At 42.8% G+C, this 19,429-nt stretch carries 16 protein-coding genes and 2 pseudogenes; 7 read left to right on the forward strand and 11 right to left on the reverse strand.

What is annotated here, in order from left to right:
• Positions 1–86 precede the first annotated feature (86 nt).
• Positions 87–2,546 carry an endonuclease MutS2 gene (locus CDG79_RS00195; protein WP_094339611.1) on the forward strand — a complete coding sequence of 820 codons (2,460 nt, stop codon included), beginning with the start codon at positions 87–89 and terminating at the stop codon, positions 2,544–2,546.
• A gap of 261 nt (positions 2,547–2,807) precedes the next feature.
• Positions 2,808–3,017: pseudogene (locus tag CDG79_RS00200) on the forward strand (type II toxin-antitoxin system HicA family toxin).
• On the opposite strand, the gene CDG79_RS00205 reads toward CDG79_RS00200, so the two are convergent.
• Positions 3,014–3,736 carry a hypothetical protein gene (locus CDG79_RS00205; protein ID WP_094339612.1) on the reverse strand — a complete coding sequence of 241 codons (723 nt, stop codon included), beginning with the start codon at positions 3,734–3,736 and terminating at the stop codon, positions 3,014–3,016. The pseudogene CDG79_RS00200 and the gene CDG79_RS00205 overlap by 4 nt on opposite strands.
• A gap of 149 nt (positions 3,737–3,885) precedes the next feature.
• Positions 3,886–4,608, reverse strand: coding sequence for a Uma2 family endonuclease (locus tag CDG79_RS00210; RefSeq protein WP_094339613.1), 723 nt, complete (start codon positions 4,606–4,608; stop codon positions 3,886–3,888).
• A gap of 495 nt (positions 4,609–5,103) precedes the next feature.
• Between CDG79_RS00210 and CDG79_RS00215 the strand changes: the two genes are divergently transcribed.
• On the forward strand, positions 5,104–7,704 hold the full coding sequence (locus tag CDG79_RS00215) for an ATP-binding protein (RefSeq protein WP_094339614.1): 2,601 nt from the start codon (positions 5,104–5,106) through the stop codon (positions 7,702–7,704).
• Positions 7,705–7,731: 27 nt separating this feature from the next.
• Positions 7,732–8,688: pseudogene (locus tag CDG79_RS00220) on the forward strand (DUF4351 domain-containing protein).
• 117 nt (positions 8,689–8,805) lie between these two features.
• On the opposite strand, the gene CDG79_RS00225 reads toward CDG79_RS00220, so the two are convergent.
• Positions 8,806–10,383, reverse strand: coding sequence for an NAD(P)H-quinone oxidoreductase subunit 4 (locus tag CDG79_RS00225; protein WP_094339615.1), 1,578 nt, complete (start codon positions 10,381–10,383; stop codon positions 8,806–8,808).
• A 484-nt stretch (positions 10,384–10,867) separates the two neighbouring features.
• Here CDG79_RS00225 and CDG79_RS00230 point away from each other — a divergent pair, with 484 nt between their 5' ends.
• Positions 10,868–11,074: a hypothetical protein gene (locus CDG79_RS00230; protein ID WP_094339616.1), complete on the forward strand. Its 207-nt coding sequence runs from the start codon at positions 10,868–10,870 to the stop codon at positions 11,072–11,074.
• 50 nt (positions 11,075–11,124) lie between these two features.
• Here the strand turns inward: CDG79_RS00230 and CDG79_RS00235 are convergent, their stop codons facing one another.
• From CDG79_RS00235 to CDG79_RS00270, 8 genes are all read right to left on the reverse strand, one after another.
• Positions 11,125–11,352: a type II toxin-antitoxin system MqsA family antitoxin gene (locus CDG79_RS00235; RefSeq protein ID WP_223277960.1), complete on the reverse strand. Its 228-nt coding sequence runs from the start codon at positions 11,350–11,352 to the stop codon at positions 11,125–11,127.
• Positions 11,353–11,466: 114 nt separating this feature from the next.
• Positions 11,467–11,535 carry a hypothetical protein gene (locus CDG79_RS45330; protein WP_442945210.1) on the reverse strand — a complete coding sequence of 23 codons (69 nt, stop codon included), beginning with the start codon at positions 11,533–11,535 and terminating at the stop codon, positions 11,467–11,469.
• A 239-nt stretch (positions 11,536–11,774) separates the two neighbouring features.
• Positions 11,775–12,005: an addiction module protein gene (locus tag CDG79_RS00245; protein WP_094339618.1), complete on the reverse strand. Its 231-nt coding sequence runs from the start codon at positions 12,003–12,005 to the stop codon at positions 11,775–11,777.
• A 24-nt stretch (positions 12,006–12,029) separates the two neighbouring features.
• Complete coding sequence (locus CDG79_RS00250; protein ID WP_094329073.1) at positions 12,030–12,215, reverse strand: type II toxin-antitoxin system HicA family toxin; 186 nt, start codon at positions 12,213–12,215, stop codon at positions 12,030–12,032.
• Entirely contained in the window at positions 12,212–12,403 is a 192-nt protein-coding gene (locus CDG79_RS00255; RefSeq protein WP_094339619.1) for a type II toxin-antitoxin system HicB family antitoxin, read from the reverse strand. The genes CDG79_RS00250 and CDG79_RS00255 overlap by 4 nt, the downstream gene beginning before the upstream one ends.
• Before the next feature lie 59 nt (positions 12,404–12,462).
• The gene (locus tag CDG79_RS00260; RefSeq protein ID WP_094339620.1) at positions 12,463–14,565 is read right to left on the reverse strand and encodes an NAD(P)H-quinone oxidoreductase subunit 5; all 2,103 of its coding nucleotides are present in this window, start codon (positions 14,563–14,565) and stop codon (positions 12,463–12,465) included.
• Between the two features lie 409 nt (positions 14,566–14,974).
• Positions 14,975–15,361, reverse strand: coding sequence for a thioredoxin family protein (locus CDG79_RS00265; RefSeq protein ID WP_094329070.1), 387 nt, complete (start codon positions 15,359–15,361; stop codon positions 14,975–14,977).
• Between the two features lie 413 nt (positions 15,362–15,774).
• Positions 15,775–16,497 (reverse strand): NnrU family protein, encoded by a 723-nt coding sequence (locus tag CDG79_RS00270; protein WP_094339621.1) that lies wholly within the window; start codon positions 16,495–16,497, stop codon positions 15,775–15,777.
• 212 nt (positions 16,498–16,709) lie between these two features.
• Between CDG79_RS00270 and CDG79_RS00275 the strand changes: the two genes are divergently transcribed.
• A complete protein-coding gene (locus CDG79_RS00275) occupies positions 16,710–17,723 on the forward strand; it encodes a LysR family transcriptional regulator (RefSeq protein ID WP_094339622.1) in 1,014 nt (337 codons plus the stop codon).
• Positions 17,724–18,025: 302 nt separating this feature from the next.
• Positions 18,026–19,423 carry a protein kinase domain-containing protein gene (locus tag CDG79_RS00280; RefSeq protein ID WP_094339623.1) on the forward strand — a complete coding sequence of 466 codons (1,398 nt, stop codon included), beginning with the start codon at positions 18,026–18,028 and terminating at the stop codon, positions 19,421–19,423.
• The last annotated feature ends 6 nt before the right edge of the window (positions 19,424–19,429 follow it).

A 19,429-nucleotide genomic window follows, 5' to 3' on the forward strand; every position in this document is an offset into this window, starting at 1 on the left:
TTGACTAAAGCAAAATTTTCTCTTTTAAGATTTAGCCATCTGGGAGCTAGAATTGTTACGATAATTTCAGATTAGATGTTGAAACCTTGATCCAATCTGAAACCTTAGAATTATTAGAATGGCATCGCCTTTGCCAGCACCTTGCCACCTTCGCGGCAACTAAGCTGGGGGCGACAGCTGCGCGTCATCTGAAAATACCCAATTCTCAGACCCAAAGCGAACAGTTGTTAGAGCAAACCAAAGAAGTCTACCAACTGGAAAGTCGCCTGACTACGGGACTGTCATTTGAGGGAATTCAAGATATTGGCGATTCCTTAGAACGGGCGGAACGTAGCGGAGTTTTGTCTGGCGATGAACTGCTAGCGATCGCCACCACCCTCGCTGGCGCTAGAAGTTTGCGCCGTGTCATTGACAATCAGGAAGATTTGCCGATACTCACTGAGTTGGTTGCCGATTTGCGGACTTATCCAGAACTAGAACAAGAAATTCACCGATGTATTGATGAACGAGCCCAGGTAACTGACCGCGCGAGTCAAAAACTGGGAGAAATTCGTACGGATTTGCGGCGATTACGCACCCAAATTACCCAAAAGCTGCAAAATATCTTACAGGCAAAATCTGGGGCAGTTCAAGAACAGCTAATTACCCAACGGAGCGATCGCTTTGTCATTCCCGTAAAAGCACCGCAAAAAGATGCCATTCCCGGTATTGTTCACGATACCTCTACCAGTGGTGCAACGCTATACGTAGAACCGAATTCCGTAGTCCCTCTAGGCAACCAACTGCGGCAAATCATCCGCAGAGAGCAAGCCGAAGAAGAAGCGGTTCGCCGTATTTTGACCGAACAAATCGCCGCAGTCAAACCAGATTTAGAGAGATTGTTAGCGATCGCCACAACTTTAGATTTGGCAACCGCTAGATCGAGATATAGTTACTGGCTAGGAGCAAATCCCCCGCGATTTATTCAGCGTGAAGACAGTGAAACCATTACCTTGCGGAACTTACGGCATCCTCTGTTAGTGTGGCAACAACAGCACGAACAAGGGCAACCAGTAGTTCCTGTAGATTTGCTGATCGACCCGCTAATTCGGGTAGTAACAATTACCGGCCCAAATACTGGCGGTAAAACTGTAACCTTAAAAACTCTAGGGTTAGCAGCATTGATGGCTAAAGTGGGTTTATTTGTCCCCGCCCGCGAACCAGTGGAAATACCTTGGTTTGAGCAAGTACTGGCAGATATTGGCGATGAACAATCCTTACAGCAAAGTTTATCCACATTCTCTGGGCACATCCGTCGGATTAGTCGGATTTTAGAAGCATTAGGTGATGGGGAATTGGGACTGGGGACTGGGGACTTGGGACTTGGAACTGAGGAAAAGGAAATTCCTAATCCCCAATCCCCAATCCCCAATCCCCAATCCCTAGTCTTACTCGATGAAGTCGGCGCAGGAACCGATCCAGTGGAAGGTAGTGCCTTAGCGATCGCCTTGTTGCAATATCTCGCTAACCATGCCCAGCTAACCATCGCCACCACTCACTTCGGCGAACTAAAAGCCCTGAAATACGAAGATGAGCGGTTTGAAAATGCCTCTGTTGAATTTGACGAAAGTACTCTCTCGCCTACTTATCGTCTGCTGTGGGGCATCCCCGGACGTTCTAATGCCCTAACCATTGCCCTACGCTTGGGATTAAAACCAGAAGTGGTACAACAGGCAAAAACCCAAGTAGGAGAGGCCACAGATGAAGTTAACCAGGTCATTGCTGGGTTAGAAGCCCAACGCCGCCGCCAGGAAACCAAAGCAGCCGAAGCCCAAGTTTTGTTGCAGCAAACGGAACGTTTATACAAAGAAGTATCCGCAAAAGCCGCAGGTTTGGAAGAAAGGGAAAGCAGTTTGCGGGCTTCACAGGAAATAGCAGTCCAACAAGCGATCGCCCAAGCAAAAGGTGAAATTGCCCAAGTTATCCGCCGCTTGCAAAAAGGTACGCCTACAGCCCAAGAGGCCCAGCAAGCCACCAATGCTTTAAATCAGATTGGTCAGCAATATCAGCCAGCAACGCCAGCAAAACCAAAAGCTGGGTTTATGCCGAAAGTCGGCGATCGCATCCGCGTTCCTAAACTCGGACAGATAGCGGATGTGATCGCCGCCCCTAATGAAGATGGGGAATTAAGCGTTCGCTTTGGGCTAATGAAGATGACGGTGAAGTTGCAAGACGTAGAATCTCTAGATGGTCAAAAACCCGAACCAGTCGTTAAAGCCAAACCAGCCCCAGCACCAGTAACCCCACCACCGCAGAGTGTCCTAGAGATTCGGACTTCCCAAAATACCATCGATTTGCGTGGTAAACGGGTGGCTGATGCTGAATACATTTTAGATAAAGCCATCTCGGAAGCTACAGGCCCAGTCTGGATTATTCATGGTTACGGTACTGGTAAGCTGCGCCAAGGAGTTCACACCTTTTTGCAACAACATCCCAGAGTGAACAACTACGAAGCAGCAGAACAAGCAGATGGTGGTACTGGTGTTACCATCGCTCATATAAAATAAAGTGGTAATTAATATGAAGGCTGCTAGTTTGTGCCATTTGTGCATTAACGCACATTCCGCTACGAACATCTATTAGACATCTCCGAAAAAGAATTGTTTTGACGTAAAACTGCTACGTCTCTACAGGGGTTCTGGGTAACGCATATTTAATTTCTGGAGATGTCTATTAGAGATGCTGCAATATGCAATTCAAGGTTGGTTGCAAGTTGCTAGCGAACGAGAAGAACTTTCTCCTGAAAAAGAGTTGGTTGAAATATCGCTATGAAAGCGGTTTCAGGTAAAGCACTTTGTAAAATTTTGGAACGGCAAGGTTGGGAATTGAAACGGATTACTGGCAGTCATCACATTTACGCAAAATAAGGTTGCGATCTGATACTTTCCATTCCAGTTCATAGTAATGAAGATTTACCGATTGGAACTTTGAAAAGCATTATGAAAGATGCTGGACTTACCGAAGAAGATTTGGGCTAAATTGGATGGCTATTTGAGCAATTTGAGGTTAATTGTAACTTCAGATAATCAATAAAGTCCAGAATTTCTGTATCAGTGAGTTGTAGGCGCGATCGCTTGCCATATTTTTGCTGTAAATACTCCCTTCCCTGCTCTGGAGTCCAATTTAATTGGGCTAAATGTGTGTCACTTTGAGCTTTCAAAACTGCATTAATCTCTGATGCAGTTGTATTCGCAGATATTTGGATTGTCTCTTGATTTAAATTTTGAATTCTATTAATTTTTAAACTAACTTTTTGCCCTAAAGCTTGCCAAGCTAATTCCTTATGTCCATCCCAGCTAAAATCTACAGACCGATAAGTTACCGGATTATAAATTGTACAAAACACAATTGTTTTCTCTCCAGGACTGACTGCGATCGTAAGGGGTTGATGCAATTGTTCAGAAGTCAGGGCATCAAGTGCAAGCAACAAACTTTTAGAAAAATAAGATTCACTTCCTGAGCGGATAACATAAGGTTTGTCTGCCAGAATATGTAAATCAGTTTTTTCTGTTTCTCCATGTGAAGTTTCTACTTTTTTATTAACTTCTATCCCTGTAATTACTCCGGTCAAAGCTCTCTCATAAATTGGGATTTGTTTTGTATCGTCAGAGAGCATATACCAGCAGCGATCGGATTCTTTGCTGACAAAAACATATTGAGGTTTTGGAACTGATCCAAATCCTAATTTAACTTCCATATTTTGATGCCGGTTTTGGTAAATATATTTACTGAGCAACCAGCCTTCACGATTTGTATCGTCAAGCTATTAGTTACTTTATAGATATAATTCCCTAGCCAGCCAGCAAATTAACATTAAGGCAACGAAAATTCCGATATTTGGTGAATCTACGACAAAGTTTCTGGATCGACACCAAGCGCCTTCAACTTTTCCGCTAACATTTTCACTTTTTGTTCTGCTTGCACACGTCGCTGTTCTTCAAAAGCTGTGCGTTCTTCGGCTTCCCGGATGCGTTCTTCTGGTGTTAGCAATCTTTGCCCTTCCTCGTCATACCAGTACAGCCATTCCCGCACAATACCTTGATAAATTCCCCGTTCTCGCCCAATTCCTAAACCAATTTCTGGTAGCCAAACAGGATTTCCTGATATTAAGATATATTCCCCATCAACTAGGTGATACACCTCCAAAGGTGTGTTTTTGCGTCGAAGTGGACTATATACAACGTAGTACAAAATTTCTAGCTCTTTGGCATAGAATTTTTTCTTGGTGCTATATTCTTCCCGATATATTTGAGAAACAACTTCTATTGCTAAAATTGGTGGCTTCTTTTCTTCCCACAGCACATAACTTAGACGTAAGTCCTCATCAATGAAGCGTTTAACTCCTAAGCTGAGAAACCCATCAGGGACAACGGCTGGTTTGTCTGGGTGATAATAAATACCCATGTCAACACCAAAAAACCAATCCCAACGATCGCACCAAACTAAAGCCAGTGTGGTTTTCAACAAGCCAGGAATTAAATTTTGGACTTCATTATCCACAGGGGTATCATTTGAGTCGGGTAGCTCTTCGGAAGATGGCAAACAATGCAGTGGATTGTAGTTTAACATGAGCGGTTTTGCCAAATCTTATTTTAGATAGATTGTAAGTAATCTATGGATATGCGATCGCAGCGCCAGAATAAAGAACCATTTTTAGCGATGCCGATAGCGAACGCGAACAGCGTCTCATAGAGAAGCGTTAGCGAGTCTTATCGGTACGGCACGCTGGCGCGAACGAGCATCATAGCCCATCGTAGACATCGCTTTTTCTTCATTCTCAGTATTGATAAGTAATTGCAAGTGTACTTTTTGAATTAGGTAATTTTTCGGTACTGACTACGAGAGTGTCTAACCCACAATAGCAAAAAAGGGTGGAATATTGTTCAACTAGAACATTCCAGAAGTCGCAGAGTATTCAATTTCAAGGTGAATTTGGTAGCTGGGCTGATTACCTATACCTACCAGGAGAAAAAGTCTTTTCTCAACCTTGACTCCGAAAATATGGCGTAGCTGGAACTTAGCTGATTTTTAGCCCGATTTTTGAATCGTACTTAAGTATCAGATATGTCATTACAGATCCATTCACGAATTTTAATCAGACACTTTCTAACCATTTTTTTGCCATTATCAGCCTTCGTTGGGAGTGTTGTAGGGACTATTTATTACCAACAGGTACAAACTGAGAAAGTTGTATTAAAAACGAATGAACTTGGCAAGGTAGATTTACAAAAAAAAGTAATTAGCGGAGACTTTCACTCGACTGTTTCAGATTTGATTGTCATCTCTAAAGAAAACGAGCTACAGAAAATTTTAGAAGGAGTGGATGGAGAAAAACAGGCACTTTCCAGAGAATTATTATCGTTTTCTCAATATAAAAAACTTTACGACCAAATTCGCTTTTTGGATCGATCGGGTAAAGAAGTTGTCAGAGTCAACTTTAAAAAGGGTGAACCAGGGATTGTCCCCGAAGAAAAACTGCAAGTGCAAGCAAAGCGTTACTGGTTTAATGACACTTTGCGACTTAACCAAGGAGAAGTGTTTGTCTCTCCCCTTGACCTCAATATTGACCAAGGTAAGATTGAACAACCATTCAAACCAATGATCCGCTTTGGCACTCCTGTTTTTGATCGTCGTGGACAGAAACGAGGCATTGTAGTGTTAAATTATTTCGGCGCTAAACTGCTGGATAATTTTAATCAAGCTTTTGCTAACGTCCCTAGCCAGGGAATGCTGCTGAATGCAGATGGTTACTGGTTAAAAGGGGCAAAATCTGAGGATGAATGGGGATTTATGTTTCCCGATCGCAAAAACCGCACTTTTGGCAAAGTTTTTCCTCAAGCATGGCAGCAGATTTCTCAAAAAGAATCGGGACAATTCCTAACTGCTGAGGGAATGTTCACTTTCACTACAGTCTACCCGCTTCTGGAAGGGCAAAAATCTAGTACGGGAGCAGGGCAAGCTTTTGCACCGAGCCAAAATCAAACTGATACCAAATCCTATTATTGGAAAATTGTCTCATGGGTATCGCCAGAGATGTTGACGACTAAATCAAACCGATTTTTGAGTCAATTGCTACTCCTATATGCTGGTTTGGTAGGATTAATTGGCATTGGTTCTTGGCTACTAGCAAGAGCTAGTGTCAATCGTCAGATGGCCCAGCTAGAGTTAAGGCAGTCTGAAGCCCAGTTGCGAGAGCTAGTTGAGCGGGAAAAAATTCTTAAAACTCGTCTATCTAGTCAAATTCGCAACTCGCTGGATCTAAATACGATTTTGAGTACAGTCGTGGGTGAAGTTCGAGAACTGCTCCAGATCGATCGATGCCAGTTCCTTTGGTGTCATCAAGAAGATGAATCTACTAGTTTTGAACTGAGTCAGCAAGCCTGCGCTACCGACTTGCCGGAACCCTTGGGCTGTTCTCCTATCCAGAATGTGGAAGCACTGAGTGAGGCTGTTCTCCAAGGGAATTTACTTTGCTTTGATGACATTGCGACAGATCCCTGGCTTGATTTCAAGAATCGGAATTTACTGGTGACATTGGGTTTTAAGTCTCTACTGATAGTTTCAGTTCAAACTCAGTCGGGTCGTTTGGGTGTGATTGTCTGCGAACATAGTAGAGCGCTGCGTCCTTGGAGCGATGATGAAGTGGAACTGATTCAAGGTGTGGCTGACCAGTTAGCGATCGCCATTGACCAAGCCCAATTGTATAATCAAAGTCGCGCTGCTACTGCTGCTGCAACTACTCACGCAGAACAACTCAACCAAGTTTTGCACAACCTCAAACAGACTCAAGCTCAACTAATTCAGACCGAAAAAATGTCGAGTTTAGGTCAATTAGTGGCTGGGGTAGCTCACGAAATAAATAACCCAGTTAACTTTATCTACGGCAACTTGACCCATGTAAATGAATATACCCTGGGTTTGTTGGAACTTGTAGAACTCTATCAAAAGTCAAATGCTAATTCAACACCTGAAGTACAAGCTCATATAGAAGCTATCGACCTTGACTTTATGGCTGAGGATTTACCCAAAATTTTAGTTTCAATGAAAATGGGAGCTAATCGCATTCGGGAAATAGTTCTATCCTTGCGGAATTTTTCTCGACTTGACGAAGCGGATATGAAGCCTGTCAACATTCATGAAGGTATTGATAGCACACTACTAATTTTACAAAATCGCTTCAAACAAACGTCTGTAAATCCCGGAATTGAAATAGTAAAAGCTTATGGTGATATCCCTTTAGTAGATTGCTATGCCGGACAACTGAATCAGGTGTTTATGAATCTCATTAGTAATGCCATTGATGCCCTGGATAGTTATAACAGTCGGCGAACTCTTGAAGATATAGAAGCTAACCCCAGCCAGATTCTAATTCGTACTAATTTAGGCAATACGGATTGCATAACTGTGCAAATTGCAGATAATGGCCCTGGCATGACCGAAGTAGTTAAGCAACGATTATTTGACCCTTTCTTTACCACAAAACCCGCGGGTAAAGGCACAGGATTAGGACTGGCAATTAGCGCTCAGATTGTAATAGAAAAACACAACGGTGCTATTTGGTGTATTTCGGAACCAGGACAGGGAGCAGAATTTTGGGTTGAGATTCCGATTTCTCAAAGTAGTAAACTAGCTAGTACAAATGTTGCGACTCTATCCAGAGTTTGATGGTACTCTAGGTAAATGACAAATGACATGAGTAATGTTAGCGACCGCGCTGATTTTGATAGCCCTTGGAAAGAAATTATCGAAGCTTATTTTCCTCAAGCAATGCACTTCTTTTTTCCAGAAAGTGCTGCATTAATTGATTGGGAACGTCCTTATGAATTTCTAGATAAAGAATTTCAACAAATAACTCGTGAAGCAGAACAGGGTAAGCGATATGCCGATCAATTAGTCAAAGTTTGGCAAATCCAAGGAGAAGAACTTTGGTTATTAATCCATGTCTAAATTCAGGCACAAAAAGAAGATAACTTTCCTAAGCGGATGTTTACCTACAACTTTCGCATATTTGATCGCTTTGATAAACCAGCAATTAGCCTTGCAATTCTCTGCGATTCAAACCGCGAATGGCGGCCAAATAATTACAGTTACAATTATCCCAATACTCGCTTAACTTTTGAATTTGGCAGTATTAAACTTTTGGATTATGAAAATCGATTTCACGAGTTAGAAAATAGCAATAATCCATTTGCAACTGTCGTTATGGCGCATTTGAAAACGCAGCAGACGCGCTCATCACCCGAAGAACGCAAAATATGGAAATTTAGCTTAATTCGCAGGTTATATGATTTGGGCTTACAAGAACAGGATATTCGCAACCTGTATCGATTTATCGATTGGGTTATGATATTACCAAAGGCATTAGAAAATCAGTTTTGGGAAGAGTTTAAACAATTTGAGCAGGAACGAACTATGAGATATGTAACTACAGGTGAGCGCATCGGCTACGAGCGCGGAAAAAAAGAAGGTAAACAAGAAGGTGAACAACGGCTTATTTTAAGGTTACTACAAAGACGAGTGGGAGAATTATCACCAGAATTGCAAGAGCGTATCCAATCTCTTTCTTTAAATCAATTAGAAACCCTTGGCGAAGCTTTGTTAGATTTTACTGCTATGGAAGATTTACTTCACTGGTTGCAAATAAATTAATTAGCAATGAATCTTTTTACTTTACCCAATCAAAAATTGCGAGTGAGTAACAAAAAGGGCAGGTACAAAACCCGCCCTCAAAGTAATCAATATTTCAACTAAAGTAGCGATCGCAACTTAATTACCAATTTCTGGCGCACTCAAAGAAACCTTGAGTGTTTCGTCTTTTTGCTGTGCTAATGTTGGCACGGAATCACGCAATCTTGCTGTCAATTGTACAGTTGTCGCGTCATACATTTGAGTCAGCAATTTTGGATAGAAACCAATACCAATAATTGGAATTAACAAACAGGCAATGATAAATACTTCACGGGGTTCGGCATCTATCAAAGCTTGGTGAGAAACTAATTCCTTGTTCTCTTCTCCGTAGAAAATTTCGCGCAACATCGACAGCAGATAAATCGGAGTTAAAATTACTCCCACTGCCATCAAAAACACCACAATGACTTTGAAGGTAGAGCTATAAGCATCGCTAGTAGCAAAGCCGACAAATACCATTAATTCTGCCACGAAACCGCTCATCCCTGGCAATGCCAAAGAAGCCATCGAACAGGTGGTGAACATGGCGAAAATCTTCGGCATTCTCTTCGCAACACCGCCCATTTCATCCAACATCAGGGTGTGGGTGCGATCGTAAGTTGCGCCAACCAGGAAGAATAAACTCGCCCCAATTAACCCGTGAGAAACCATTTGCAATACTGCCCCACTCAATCCCAAATCGGTGAAGGAGGCAATACCAATCATCACAAAGCCCATGTGAGAAATTGAGGAGTAGGCAATTTTTCGCTTCAGGTTGCGCTGGGCAAAGGATGTCAAGGCAGCGTAGATGATATTAACTACCCCCAAAACCACTAACACTGGTGCAAAATAAGCGTGGGCATCGGGGAGCATTTGGGCATTCATCCGAACTAAGGCGTAACCGCCCATTTTCAAGAGAATACCTGCCAATAACATGTGGACGGGGGCTGTAGCTTCACCGTGGGCATCAGGTAGCCAGGTGTGCAAGGGAATAATCGGCAACTTGACGGCGTAGGCAATTAGGAAGCCCGCATAGAGGGCAAGTTGGAAATTCAGGGCAAAATCTTTTAAGGCGAGCGATCGCATATCAAACGTCACCGTATCGCCGTAAAATCCCATTGTCAGGGCAGACAGCAAAATAAACAGCGACCCGCCAGCAGTGTATAAAATGAATTTAGTCGCTGCATATTGCCGCCTTTTGCCTCCCCAAATCGACAGCAGAAAGTATATCGGTACTAGTTCCAGTTCCCACACCAGGAAAAATAACAGCATATCCTGGACAGCGAACACGGCAATTTGACCGCCATACATCGCCAAAATCAAGAAGAAAAATAGCTTGGGCTTGAAGGTGACAGGCCAAGCTGCTAAAATCGCCAGCGTGGTAATGAATCCAGTCAAAATAATTAGGGGCATGGATAAGCCATCTGCCCCTACTGACCAATTCAAACCCAATTGTGGTACCCAAGGGTAACTTTCCACCAACTGCAAATCTGGATTGGAGAAATCATACCCAGTATAAAAAGCATAAACAATTAGTGCAAAATCTATCAGCCCCACGATGAGGGAGTACCAGCGCACTGTTTTGCCTTCTTTGTCAGGGATGATGGGAAGAAGTAGCGACGCGGCTATCGGAAACAGAATAATCGTCGTCAGCCACGGAAAATTAGCTATATTCATCACAATTAGTCTGCTATCAAAATCATGTTTGGCAAAAAGTCACTAGTTATTAAGTAACAGCTTTTTGGGGATTTCGTCTTCCTCGTTAGGTTGATTTAATTAAATTGGCAATCCCCCGTTTCTTCTCTTGTCAGTCTCTTTTGACACTAGGGGGTGCAGTATGTGAGTTGCGATACTCCCAGTCAAGTCTAAAATTTAACCTAAATAAAGCCGATAAAATTATAGTTTAGTGGTGCGATGTCTACGACAAGCCGCTCCGCGTCTACGCGTAGCCCAACTATCGCTAAAAATACACGATTCTGTTTGGTGGTTGTTGAAAAAAGCAATTTGGTGCAAAAAAGCATCACAGGAGAAATAACCATAATGATAATCGCACAAATTGAAAGTCATTTTCCCGGCTTTAGAGCATTGGTACTACAGTAGGCGATTTGATTGAGTTTTTTTAGTAAAATAGACAGGGAAAGTTGATAAGGGAAATTCGATTATGTCATCTCCAGCGATCGCTACTGTAATTAAGATGATGGAATCTTTATCTGAAGATGAGCAAGAAAGAGTTGCAGAACATCTCCGAGAGTACCTGGAAGATTTGCAAGATGAATTGAAATGGAATAAATCATTTAAGAAAACTCAACAACAACTGATTGCATCTGCCCAATCTGCTAAAAGAGAGATTTCACAAAGCTTACCTTGAGCGATCGCGTAGTCAAACCCATCGCTAAAGCAGAAACGCCAATAAGAAAACTAAGCTGCATATCTAATAATCTCTAATTCTGCTCCATTATTAATAGCTGACTCTGCTTTTTCTAAAACCTGTTCGGTAACTGCATCACTTAAATAATATTCACCACAGTTATCACAAATTTCTGCCGGAACTTTTTTTAATACAATAATACATTCATCTCTTTCTAATGTCACAGTTACTAAACCAGGTTTAGTTTCTCCATGCTTACAAATTACGCATTTCATCATCTTTGTATCCTAGTTGTAAAACCATCTAACCAAATATTAGTATCAGGAATATAAGCTGTTACTACATATCCTGTATCTGTAGCTTCATCGTAGGAAAATACAACATGAATCGGCTTACCTTCTATAAAATTCAATATTTAGATAACTAGGGTAGGGTGTATCATCAGAATTTTCTTCTATCACTTCTCCATAAGAAATAGCAGTTTTTACTTCTTTTTGACTGATGCGACAATTAATTTAATGGTAGGAATTTTGCAACCTACAGTAAATGATTATGTTGGTGATCTGGCTTGCGGTTCAGCGCGGATGTTGACGCACGTTTTGGATTATGTGCGTTAGCCCTAGCCCCTGATTTTGTTCCTCGTAATAACTTGCGACATCAACCAGTCCTTGCTCTGCCAATGGATGAAATACAATTCTTGTCATTGTAAAGATGCACGAACTCGTTGAAACAATTCTTCAGCCGGAATACCAGTAATTTGATTGGTGTTAATATCTTCATCACGCTTCTGGGCTTCTTCAGCCCAACTAGCCGCAATTTCTTGATCTATTCCACTTTCTTGACCCAATCTTTCCAGTAATCTTGCTAATAAAATCACTTGAGAATCTTTTGGAAGTGCAAGAACTTCGGCTTCAAGCTGTTCAAGGGTCATAGTGAGTACCTTTTATTCTAAGCATTAGCCTGCTTCATCGTTAAGCATCTTAATAATATGTTTTGCAAGTTGCTCCTTAATTTCCCTATGTCTAGGAACAGCTTGAGATATTTTTGTTATTGGATTCTGATACCAATCATGTTTGCCACCATGACGAACGAAGATACAACCCATTTCTTCAAGTTTACTGATTAAGTCTCTTCGTTTCATGAAACTTCAAGTTCTGCAACTCTACGAATATTTTGGATAGTTCCACTTGTTAATTCATTGTAAATATCGAGTAGATTTTCTCTTAACTCCTCTTCAGTTTCACCTTGAGTCCAATAGTCGGGATATTCTTCGAGATAACCTAACCACATATCATCATCTTGCCAGTAAATGTATTTCTTCTTTATCATTCGCCTATTCGCTACTTTTAAAAAACTTAGGGGTGGACGATCGCCCACCCCGATTAAAATCAGGTAACACCAAAGACAATCACTAAGCCCAAAACTGCCCCAAACACAATCAAGGCATAGAATTGAGCGCGACCGTTTTCTAGGTACTTCAGACCTTCACCGCTAACAAGGGTGAAAAAGCCCGTGAGGTTAACAGCACCATCGACAACGCGGAAGTCAACTTCCATAACTTGTCTAGCTAGGCGACGCAAGCCGAGGACAAAAACCCGATGGTAAATGTCATCAAAGTACCACTTGTTGAGAGATAACTCGTAAAGTGGTTGGATTTTAGCAGCGATCGCACCTGGATCAATTTTCCGGCGCAAATACATCAGCGAAGCCAGGGTAATCGCAATCAAAGAAATTCCGACTGAAGCACCCGCCATGATGTAGAATTCCGTCGGATTGAACTCGGAAGCCTTTTCTATAACTTCGGAAAGGGTTTCGCTAGGAGGAAAGATAAACTCTTCAAAATAATTGGCGTAGGGAGTTCCCACCAAACCAATCAAAATCGAAGGCACAGCCAACAGTGCCAACGGTAGCGTCATTGTCCACGGCGATTCATGGGGGGAGTCGCTGTGATGCCCGTGGGAGTCATGGGAATCATGATGCTCGCTAGTTACAGCCAATTCTCCTTTCTTCATCGCCCCAGGCCCAAAATTCGGGGCTGGTTCTGCTGACTCTAATTCCAGGACAATTGTCGCCGCAGCACTCTTGAGTTTTTGCTTGATTTTTTCGTCAGTACCCCGGAATTTGCCTTCAAATGTCATGAAATACATTCTAAACATGTAGAAAGCAGTAATTCCGGCAGTTAGCCAGCCAATCATCCAAAGAAATGGGTTAGCCTCAAAAGCTTTCCCCAGAATTTCATCTTTTGACCAGAAGCCAGCAAAGGGCGGAATACCAGAAATTGCCAAGCAACCAATCAAGAAAGTAATTGAGGTGACGGGCATATACTTCCGCAGTCCGCCCATCAAGCGCATATCTTGAGCTAAGGCGGGGTCATGACCGACGACACCTTCCATACCGTGAATTACTGAACCAGAACCCAAGAACAGCATCGCCTTGAAATAGGCATGGGTCATGAGGTGGAATAGTCCAGCACTGTAGGAACCTATTCCCATCGCCATCACCATATAACCAAGTTGGGAAATGGTGGAATAAGCCAAGCCCTTTTTGATGTCGTTTTGGGTAATGGCAATGGTTGCCCCCAAAAACGCCGTAAACGCCCCAGTAAAGGCAATGACGTTCATTGCAACTGGAACGTGTTCAAATACTGGGTACATCCGGGCAATGAGGAAAACACCCGCCGCCACCATTGTTGCTGCGTGAATCAAGGCAGAAATGGGCGTGGGGCCTTCCATTGCATCTGGTAGCCAGACGTGGAGGGGGAATTGGGCTGATTTTGCCACTGGCCCTAAGAAAACTAAAATCGCCAACAGGACAGCGAGAAAATTGCTGATCGAACCTGATTGCACGAGTTCGGCGAGGCGATCGCCCATGATATTAAAATCAAAGCTTCCTGTCGCCCAGAATAGCCCCAAAATGCCTAGTAACAGACCAAAGTCACCTACGCGGTTAGTTACAAACGCTTTTTGAGCGGCATCGGCTGCTGACTTGCGATCGAACCAAAAGCCGACCAGCAAGTAGGAACACATTCCCACCAATTCCCAGAATATATAAACCTGTACTAGGTTGGGGCTGACCACCAGACCTAACATTGAGGAGCCAAACAAACTGAGATAGGCGTAAAACCTCACGTAACTGGGATCGTGAGCCATGTAGCCATCGGTGTAAACCATGACTAAGCAAGCTACCGTTGTGACAATCACCAGCATTAGGGCTGTCAGGTGGTCGATAGTGTAGCCCATGCTCAGGTGAAAATTACCTGCTGCTGCCCACTCAAAGGTGCGAAGATAAGGCGCGTGTCCTTGAATTTGACTCCAGAGCAAGGCAAACGACAGCACCATAGCTGCTGCCATCATAGAGATAATCACCACAGCGTTCAGCTGCCGGAGGCGGTTTGTCACCTGATTCAACGAGATTAACCCTAGACCGACCAGCATTGCCCCAAAAAGAGGAAACACCGGAATCAGCCAGGCATACTGATAGATTACTTCCATCACTGACGCCTACTTTTAGAATTCTTGATTTAGCGTGTCGAAACTGTTAATAATTGTGACACACACCCTTTAGGATAAAATAACCCACCCAAGACTGATTGGGTGGGGTATTAAGCATGGTTTTAGATTTGGTCATTTGTCATTGGTCATTTGTCATGGGAGCATCTCACCTTTGCAAATATACCAGGCGATTAGAAATCGCGGCTACACAAACGAAGTCCGCCTACGCGGACTCAAAGAATTTGAAACCCACGAAGGTGGGTTTTGTTTGTATAGCCGCGAATTTCATTCGCCAGGGCAGGCGTGTTTTTACACTCATTGAGATGCTCCCTTTGTCATTGGTCATTGGTCATTGGTCATTGGTCACTTGCGCCATGGCTCATTTCCTCTGCCCAATGCCCAATGTCCATCAGGCTGACCGACGTTCTAAGTCGGCTGTTTTTGGACTCTTGTAGATTTTCGGGTAACTGCTGTAGCTTACTTTGATGTCTTCTAAAGCTAGACGTAAATCTTCTCTGCCACGAAACCCTTCCAAGCGATGGCGAACAGTGCCATTTTCAATCAGTAGTAAAGTTGGCAGTGACTTTAGCCTATAAGTAGTAGACAATTTAAAATTTTGATCGGCGTTAACCCCAACTAATTTAATTTCGTCCCCACATTGGGCTTGAAATTGCAACAATAGCGGGTGGATAATCCGACACAACCCACACCAAGGTGCTTCAAAGTTAACTAAAACAGGAATAGGAGATTCTAAAACTTCTTGAGTAAATGTCTGCTCACTAACCGACAACACCATGACGCCTCTTGGATTATAAGGTTTTTATATCAAACTACCTATCAGTACTGAAGTGAAGGATTGGTAAGTCAGTAACTGCCGATAGATGCTTTCAGGAACCAAATCTCAGGACACAGAATAATTGAGTAAAAATTGAGCGCGTTGATGTGTCTCTGACAAAAAAGCCATCGGGACTCTCACGGTGGCTTTTTTGAATGTTAGACTCCTGATTGCTGTATCCGCCTGGGAATTTGACTGAGTCTGCCACTGACTCCCAAGGAAAGACAACGGGCCTTCAACTACCAATAAAAATCTCAAGCTAACTGAACGCACCCCCACTGATAGACGTTTGAACTTATCCTACATTGATTTGGGGCAATTGATAAGCTGAAATTTTAATCTATTTGGGATTTTCTGCTGACACTGGGGATCGCTTAAATTTCCCATTTTATTCTACCAGTTGCTTCCATCAGCAGAGGGTGTGACCACCAAAGCAAAGCGATAAAAATGGCAACTCCCAAATAGGAAGGGCGAATAAATTCCTGCCATAAGATAGATTGACGACCGTCAATAATTGCTTTAAACGGAATAATTGAAGTTCGTTGTTTGGCAATTTCAAAGGCTTCTCCATAGCGATCGCTCAAACGGCGATCCCCGTGCCAAACCCCGAACAAGTGATGCAACACCAATCCAATGGAAGTCACAAGGGTAAAGGTAGTACCCAACCAGAGAGTATGGGCAACACACCAGATTATTTGTCCCACCATCTGAGGATGACGAGTAATCCGAATAATTCCTGTTTCGTAGAGATGAACTTGGGGCTTTTGAATAGCAGCAATTTCTAGTAGATTGAAGGTAGCAGGATATAAAAACAAAAACGAGATCGCTGACAGCAGCCAAACAAATTCTCGCACTCCTGGCACTCCTTGTACCTGCCAAAGTTGCAAACCATCATAGCGGTGCCCAAAAAAGTAAATAATTAAGATCGCAGCCAACGGTAGGCTGACTAATGCAAAGAGAATGCGATAAAGCCTTGGGCCAATATATTTTTCGGACCTTGGACGCAAAGCAGCGCCTCCACTGTGAGCGATCGCAAAAACTATTTGTAACCCCAGTATGACAAAATGACTGGGTGTCAACCAAGAAATCAGCAGCATATAGACGGGTGAAGTAATTTAAAGAAAATTGAATTCAGTACAACCAATACCACAAAGTATTCCAAAGGAGACTTTAGTCAAGATGTTGTGCTACTGTCCTTTTCGAGTCAAGCCTTCAAGTTTAATATGCAACAAATCATGCATGGCTGATTGCTGCCAAACTTTATTTGTTGTGTGCATCCGCTCCTTTAAAAGTTTGTGGGTTGAGCCTTATGTCTGACCTTCCTTTCACTTTAGATCAGTTACGGATTTTAAAAGCGATCGCCCAAGAAGGAAGCTTCAAGCGGGCCGCCGATAGTCTTTACGTTTCCCAACCTGCCGTCAGCTTACAAGTCCAAAATCTCGAACGCCAGCTCGATGTCCCTTTATTCGACCGTGGAGGACGACGCGCTCAATTAACTGAAGCAGGGCATCTACTCCTAAATTACGGTGAAAAAATCCTTAGTCTGTGTCAGGAAACCTGCCGCGCCATTGAGGATTTACAAAATCTCCAAGGTGGTACGTTGATTGTCGGTGCTTCTCAAACCACCGGCACTTATCTGTTACCCAAAATGATCGGTATGTTCCGACAAAAATATCCAGATGTGGCTGTACAATTACACGTCCACTCTACCAGGCGAACTGCTTGGAGTGTCGCTAACGGACAAGTGGATCTGGCGATTATTGGCGGTGAAATTCCTGGCGAACTGTCAGAATCTTTAGAAGTTCTTTCTTACGCTGAAGACGAATTAGCGCTGATTTTACCTGTCTTTCATCCCTTTGCCAAACTTGAAACAATCCAAAAAGAAGACCTATATAAATTACAATTCATTGCCCTAGATTCCCAATCGACTATCCGCAAAGTAATTGACCAAGTGTTAGGACGTTGTGAAATTGATACCAGACGTTTTAAGGTTGAAATGGAACTAAATTCCATTGAAGCAATTAAGAATGCCGTGCAATCTGGTTTAGGGGCTGCTTTTGTTTCAACAAGTGCGATCGCTAAAGAGTTACAAATGGGTGTTCTCCACCGTACCCCTATTGAAGGTGTCGTTGTCAAACGGACACTGTGGCTGATTTTTAATCCCAATCGCTATAGATCCAAGGCCGCAGAAGCTTTTAGTAAAGAAATTTTGCCCCAGTTTGCTAACCCTGGATGGAGTCAAGATGTGTTAACATTTACACAAAAAAGCATAGCGGTCACTACATTGGATATAGCTATGCCCGCCTCCTCCGGCGAAGACTAAAACCTCGTCATTTGTCCTTTGTTTTTTTGTAAATGACTAATGACTAAATAGTTTGTAATCCTCTACGGTAAGGCTGCGCCTAGATAATTCATCATTCTGACCTGATAGCTGTTCGCGCAGCATACCGTAGGAAAGCTAGGGGTTGTATATAAAGGAAAATCATCAATTAATCTAGTTTATCTGTAGGCAAAATTAATTAATTACGAATGATGTAGCTTGTTTCTCGCCTTCTCTACGAGACGCTACGGAAATGGAGGGTATTATCAATTACGAATTATTTTGACTAATGACTAATCACGAAAATGGAAGTTTACTGTACTCGTCCACGTTGCCCACAGCCACGAAACTATTTTGTGGATTTAGATAATATTACGAACCTGAAAACGACGCAGCAAAAGTACTGTACTACCTGTGGGATGCCACTGCTGCTAGATGGTCGATATGTACCTACAAAGTTGCTGGGAAGGGGCGGGTTTGGAGCTGCGTTTTTGGCACGCGATCGGCGAATCCCTGGAATGCGTCAATGCGTCGTTAAGCAGTTTCAACCAGCAGGAAATTTAACCTTAGCTCAACTGCAACAAGCACAGATAATGTTTGAGAGAGAGGCAGATGTTTTAGCACAACTTGGTAACGATCACGAGCAAATCCCCGACTTGTTTGCCTTCTTTCCAGTGATAGTTAATAGTTCACAAGCAGGCCAAGAAGACCAATTTTTTTACTTAGTACAAGAATATATTGATGGGCAAAACTTAGAGGAAGAATTAGCTCAACAGGGTAAATTTTCTGAACAGCAAGTGTTAGAAGTACTGCAAGAAATCCTCAAGGTACTAAGCTTTGTCCACGATCGAAACATTATCCACAGAGATATTAAACCTTCTAACATTATGCGCCGTCGTGATGGTAAACTTTTCTTACTAGATTTTGGCGCAGTTAAGCAAGTGACAAACGTTGCATTAGGGGCTGCTTCTTCTACAGGAATTTATTCTATGGGATTTGCACCGCCTGAGCAGATGGCTGGGGGTCAAGTATTCCCATCTACGGATTTATATGCTTTAGCTGTAACTCTTATCACTTTGTTGACAAATCAGGAAGCTATTCAACTATTTGATGCTTACAGCAACCAGTGGAAATGGCATGAGCAAGTTAGCGTCAATCCTCACCTTGCTGGCATTTTAGATAAGATGCTGCTACCTGCTGCTAATCAGCGCTTCCAGTCGGCGCAGGAAGTTCTAAATGCACTTCATTCACAGCCTCTAGCTGCTACACAGCTTAATTCACCCTCTGTAACCCTCCCACCACAGCCATCTAAAGGTTCTAATCCCGTCGTCTCCAACCGTTCACCAACTCAACCAGCGTTTTCTACAGTGGAATTATTGGGTGGGGCAGCATTTAGTGGATTTCAGGGGTCATTGATAGCGATCGCCCTCTTCAGTCTAGTACAATCACCAATACCTACTTTTATTGTTGGATGTGTGATTTTGGGGATACTGATATTTGCCCAAACCAGGCGGTGGATTGAAAAGTTCGACTTATTAATTATTCCAACAATTACTTTTGCGCTTATTTTTTTTCTCCCCTTTTTACAAGGGGGGCTTGGCATTCAGGGAGTGATTATTTTATCAGTTACAGCAGCTTTAGTTGCCATTTCACTAACAGCCATATTTCGACTTATTTATAAACTATTATCTCTCATCCTTTAAAAAACT

The organism is Nostoc sp. 'Peltigera membranacea cyanobiont' 232, assembly GCF_002245985.1.
GTDB lineage: Bacteria > Cyanobacteriota > Cyanobacteriia > Cyanobacteriales > Nostocaceae > Nostoc.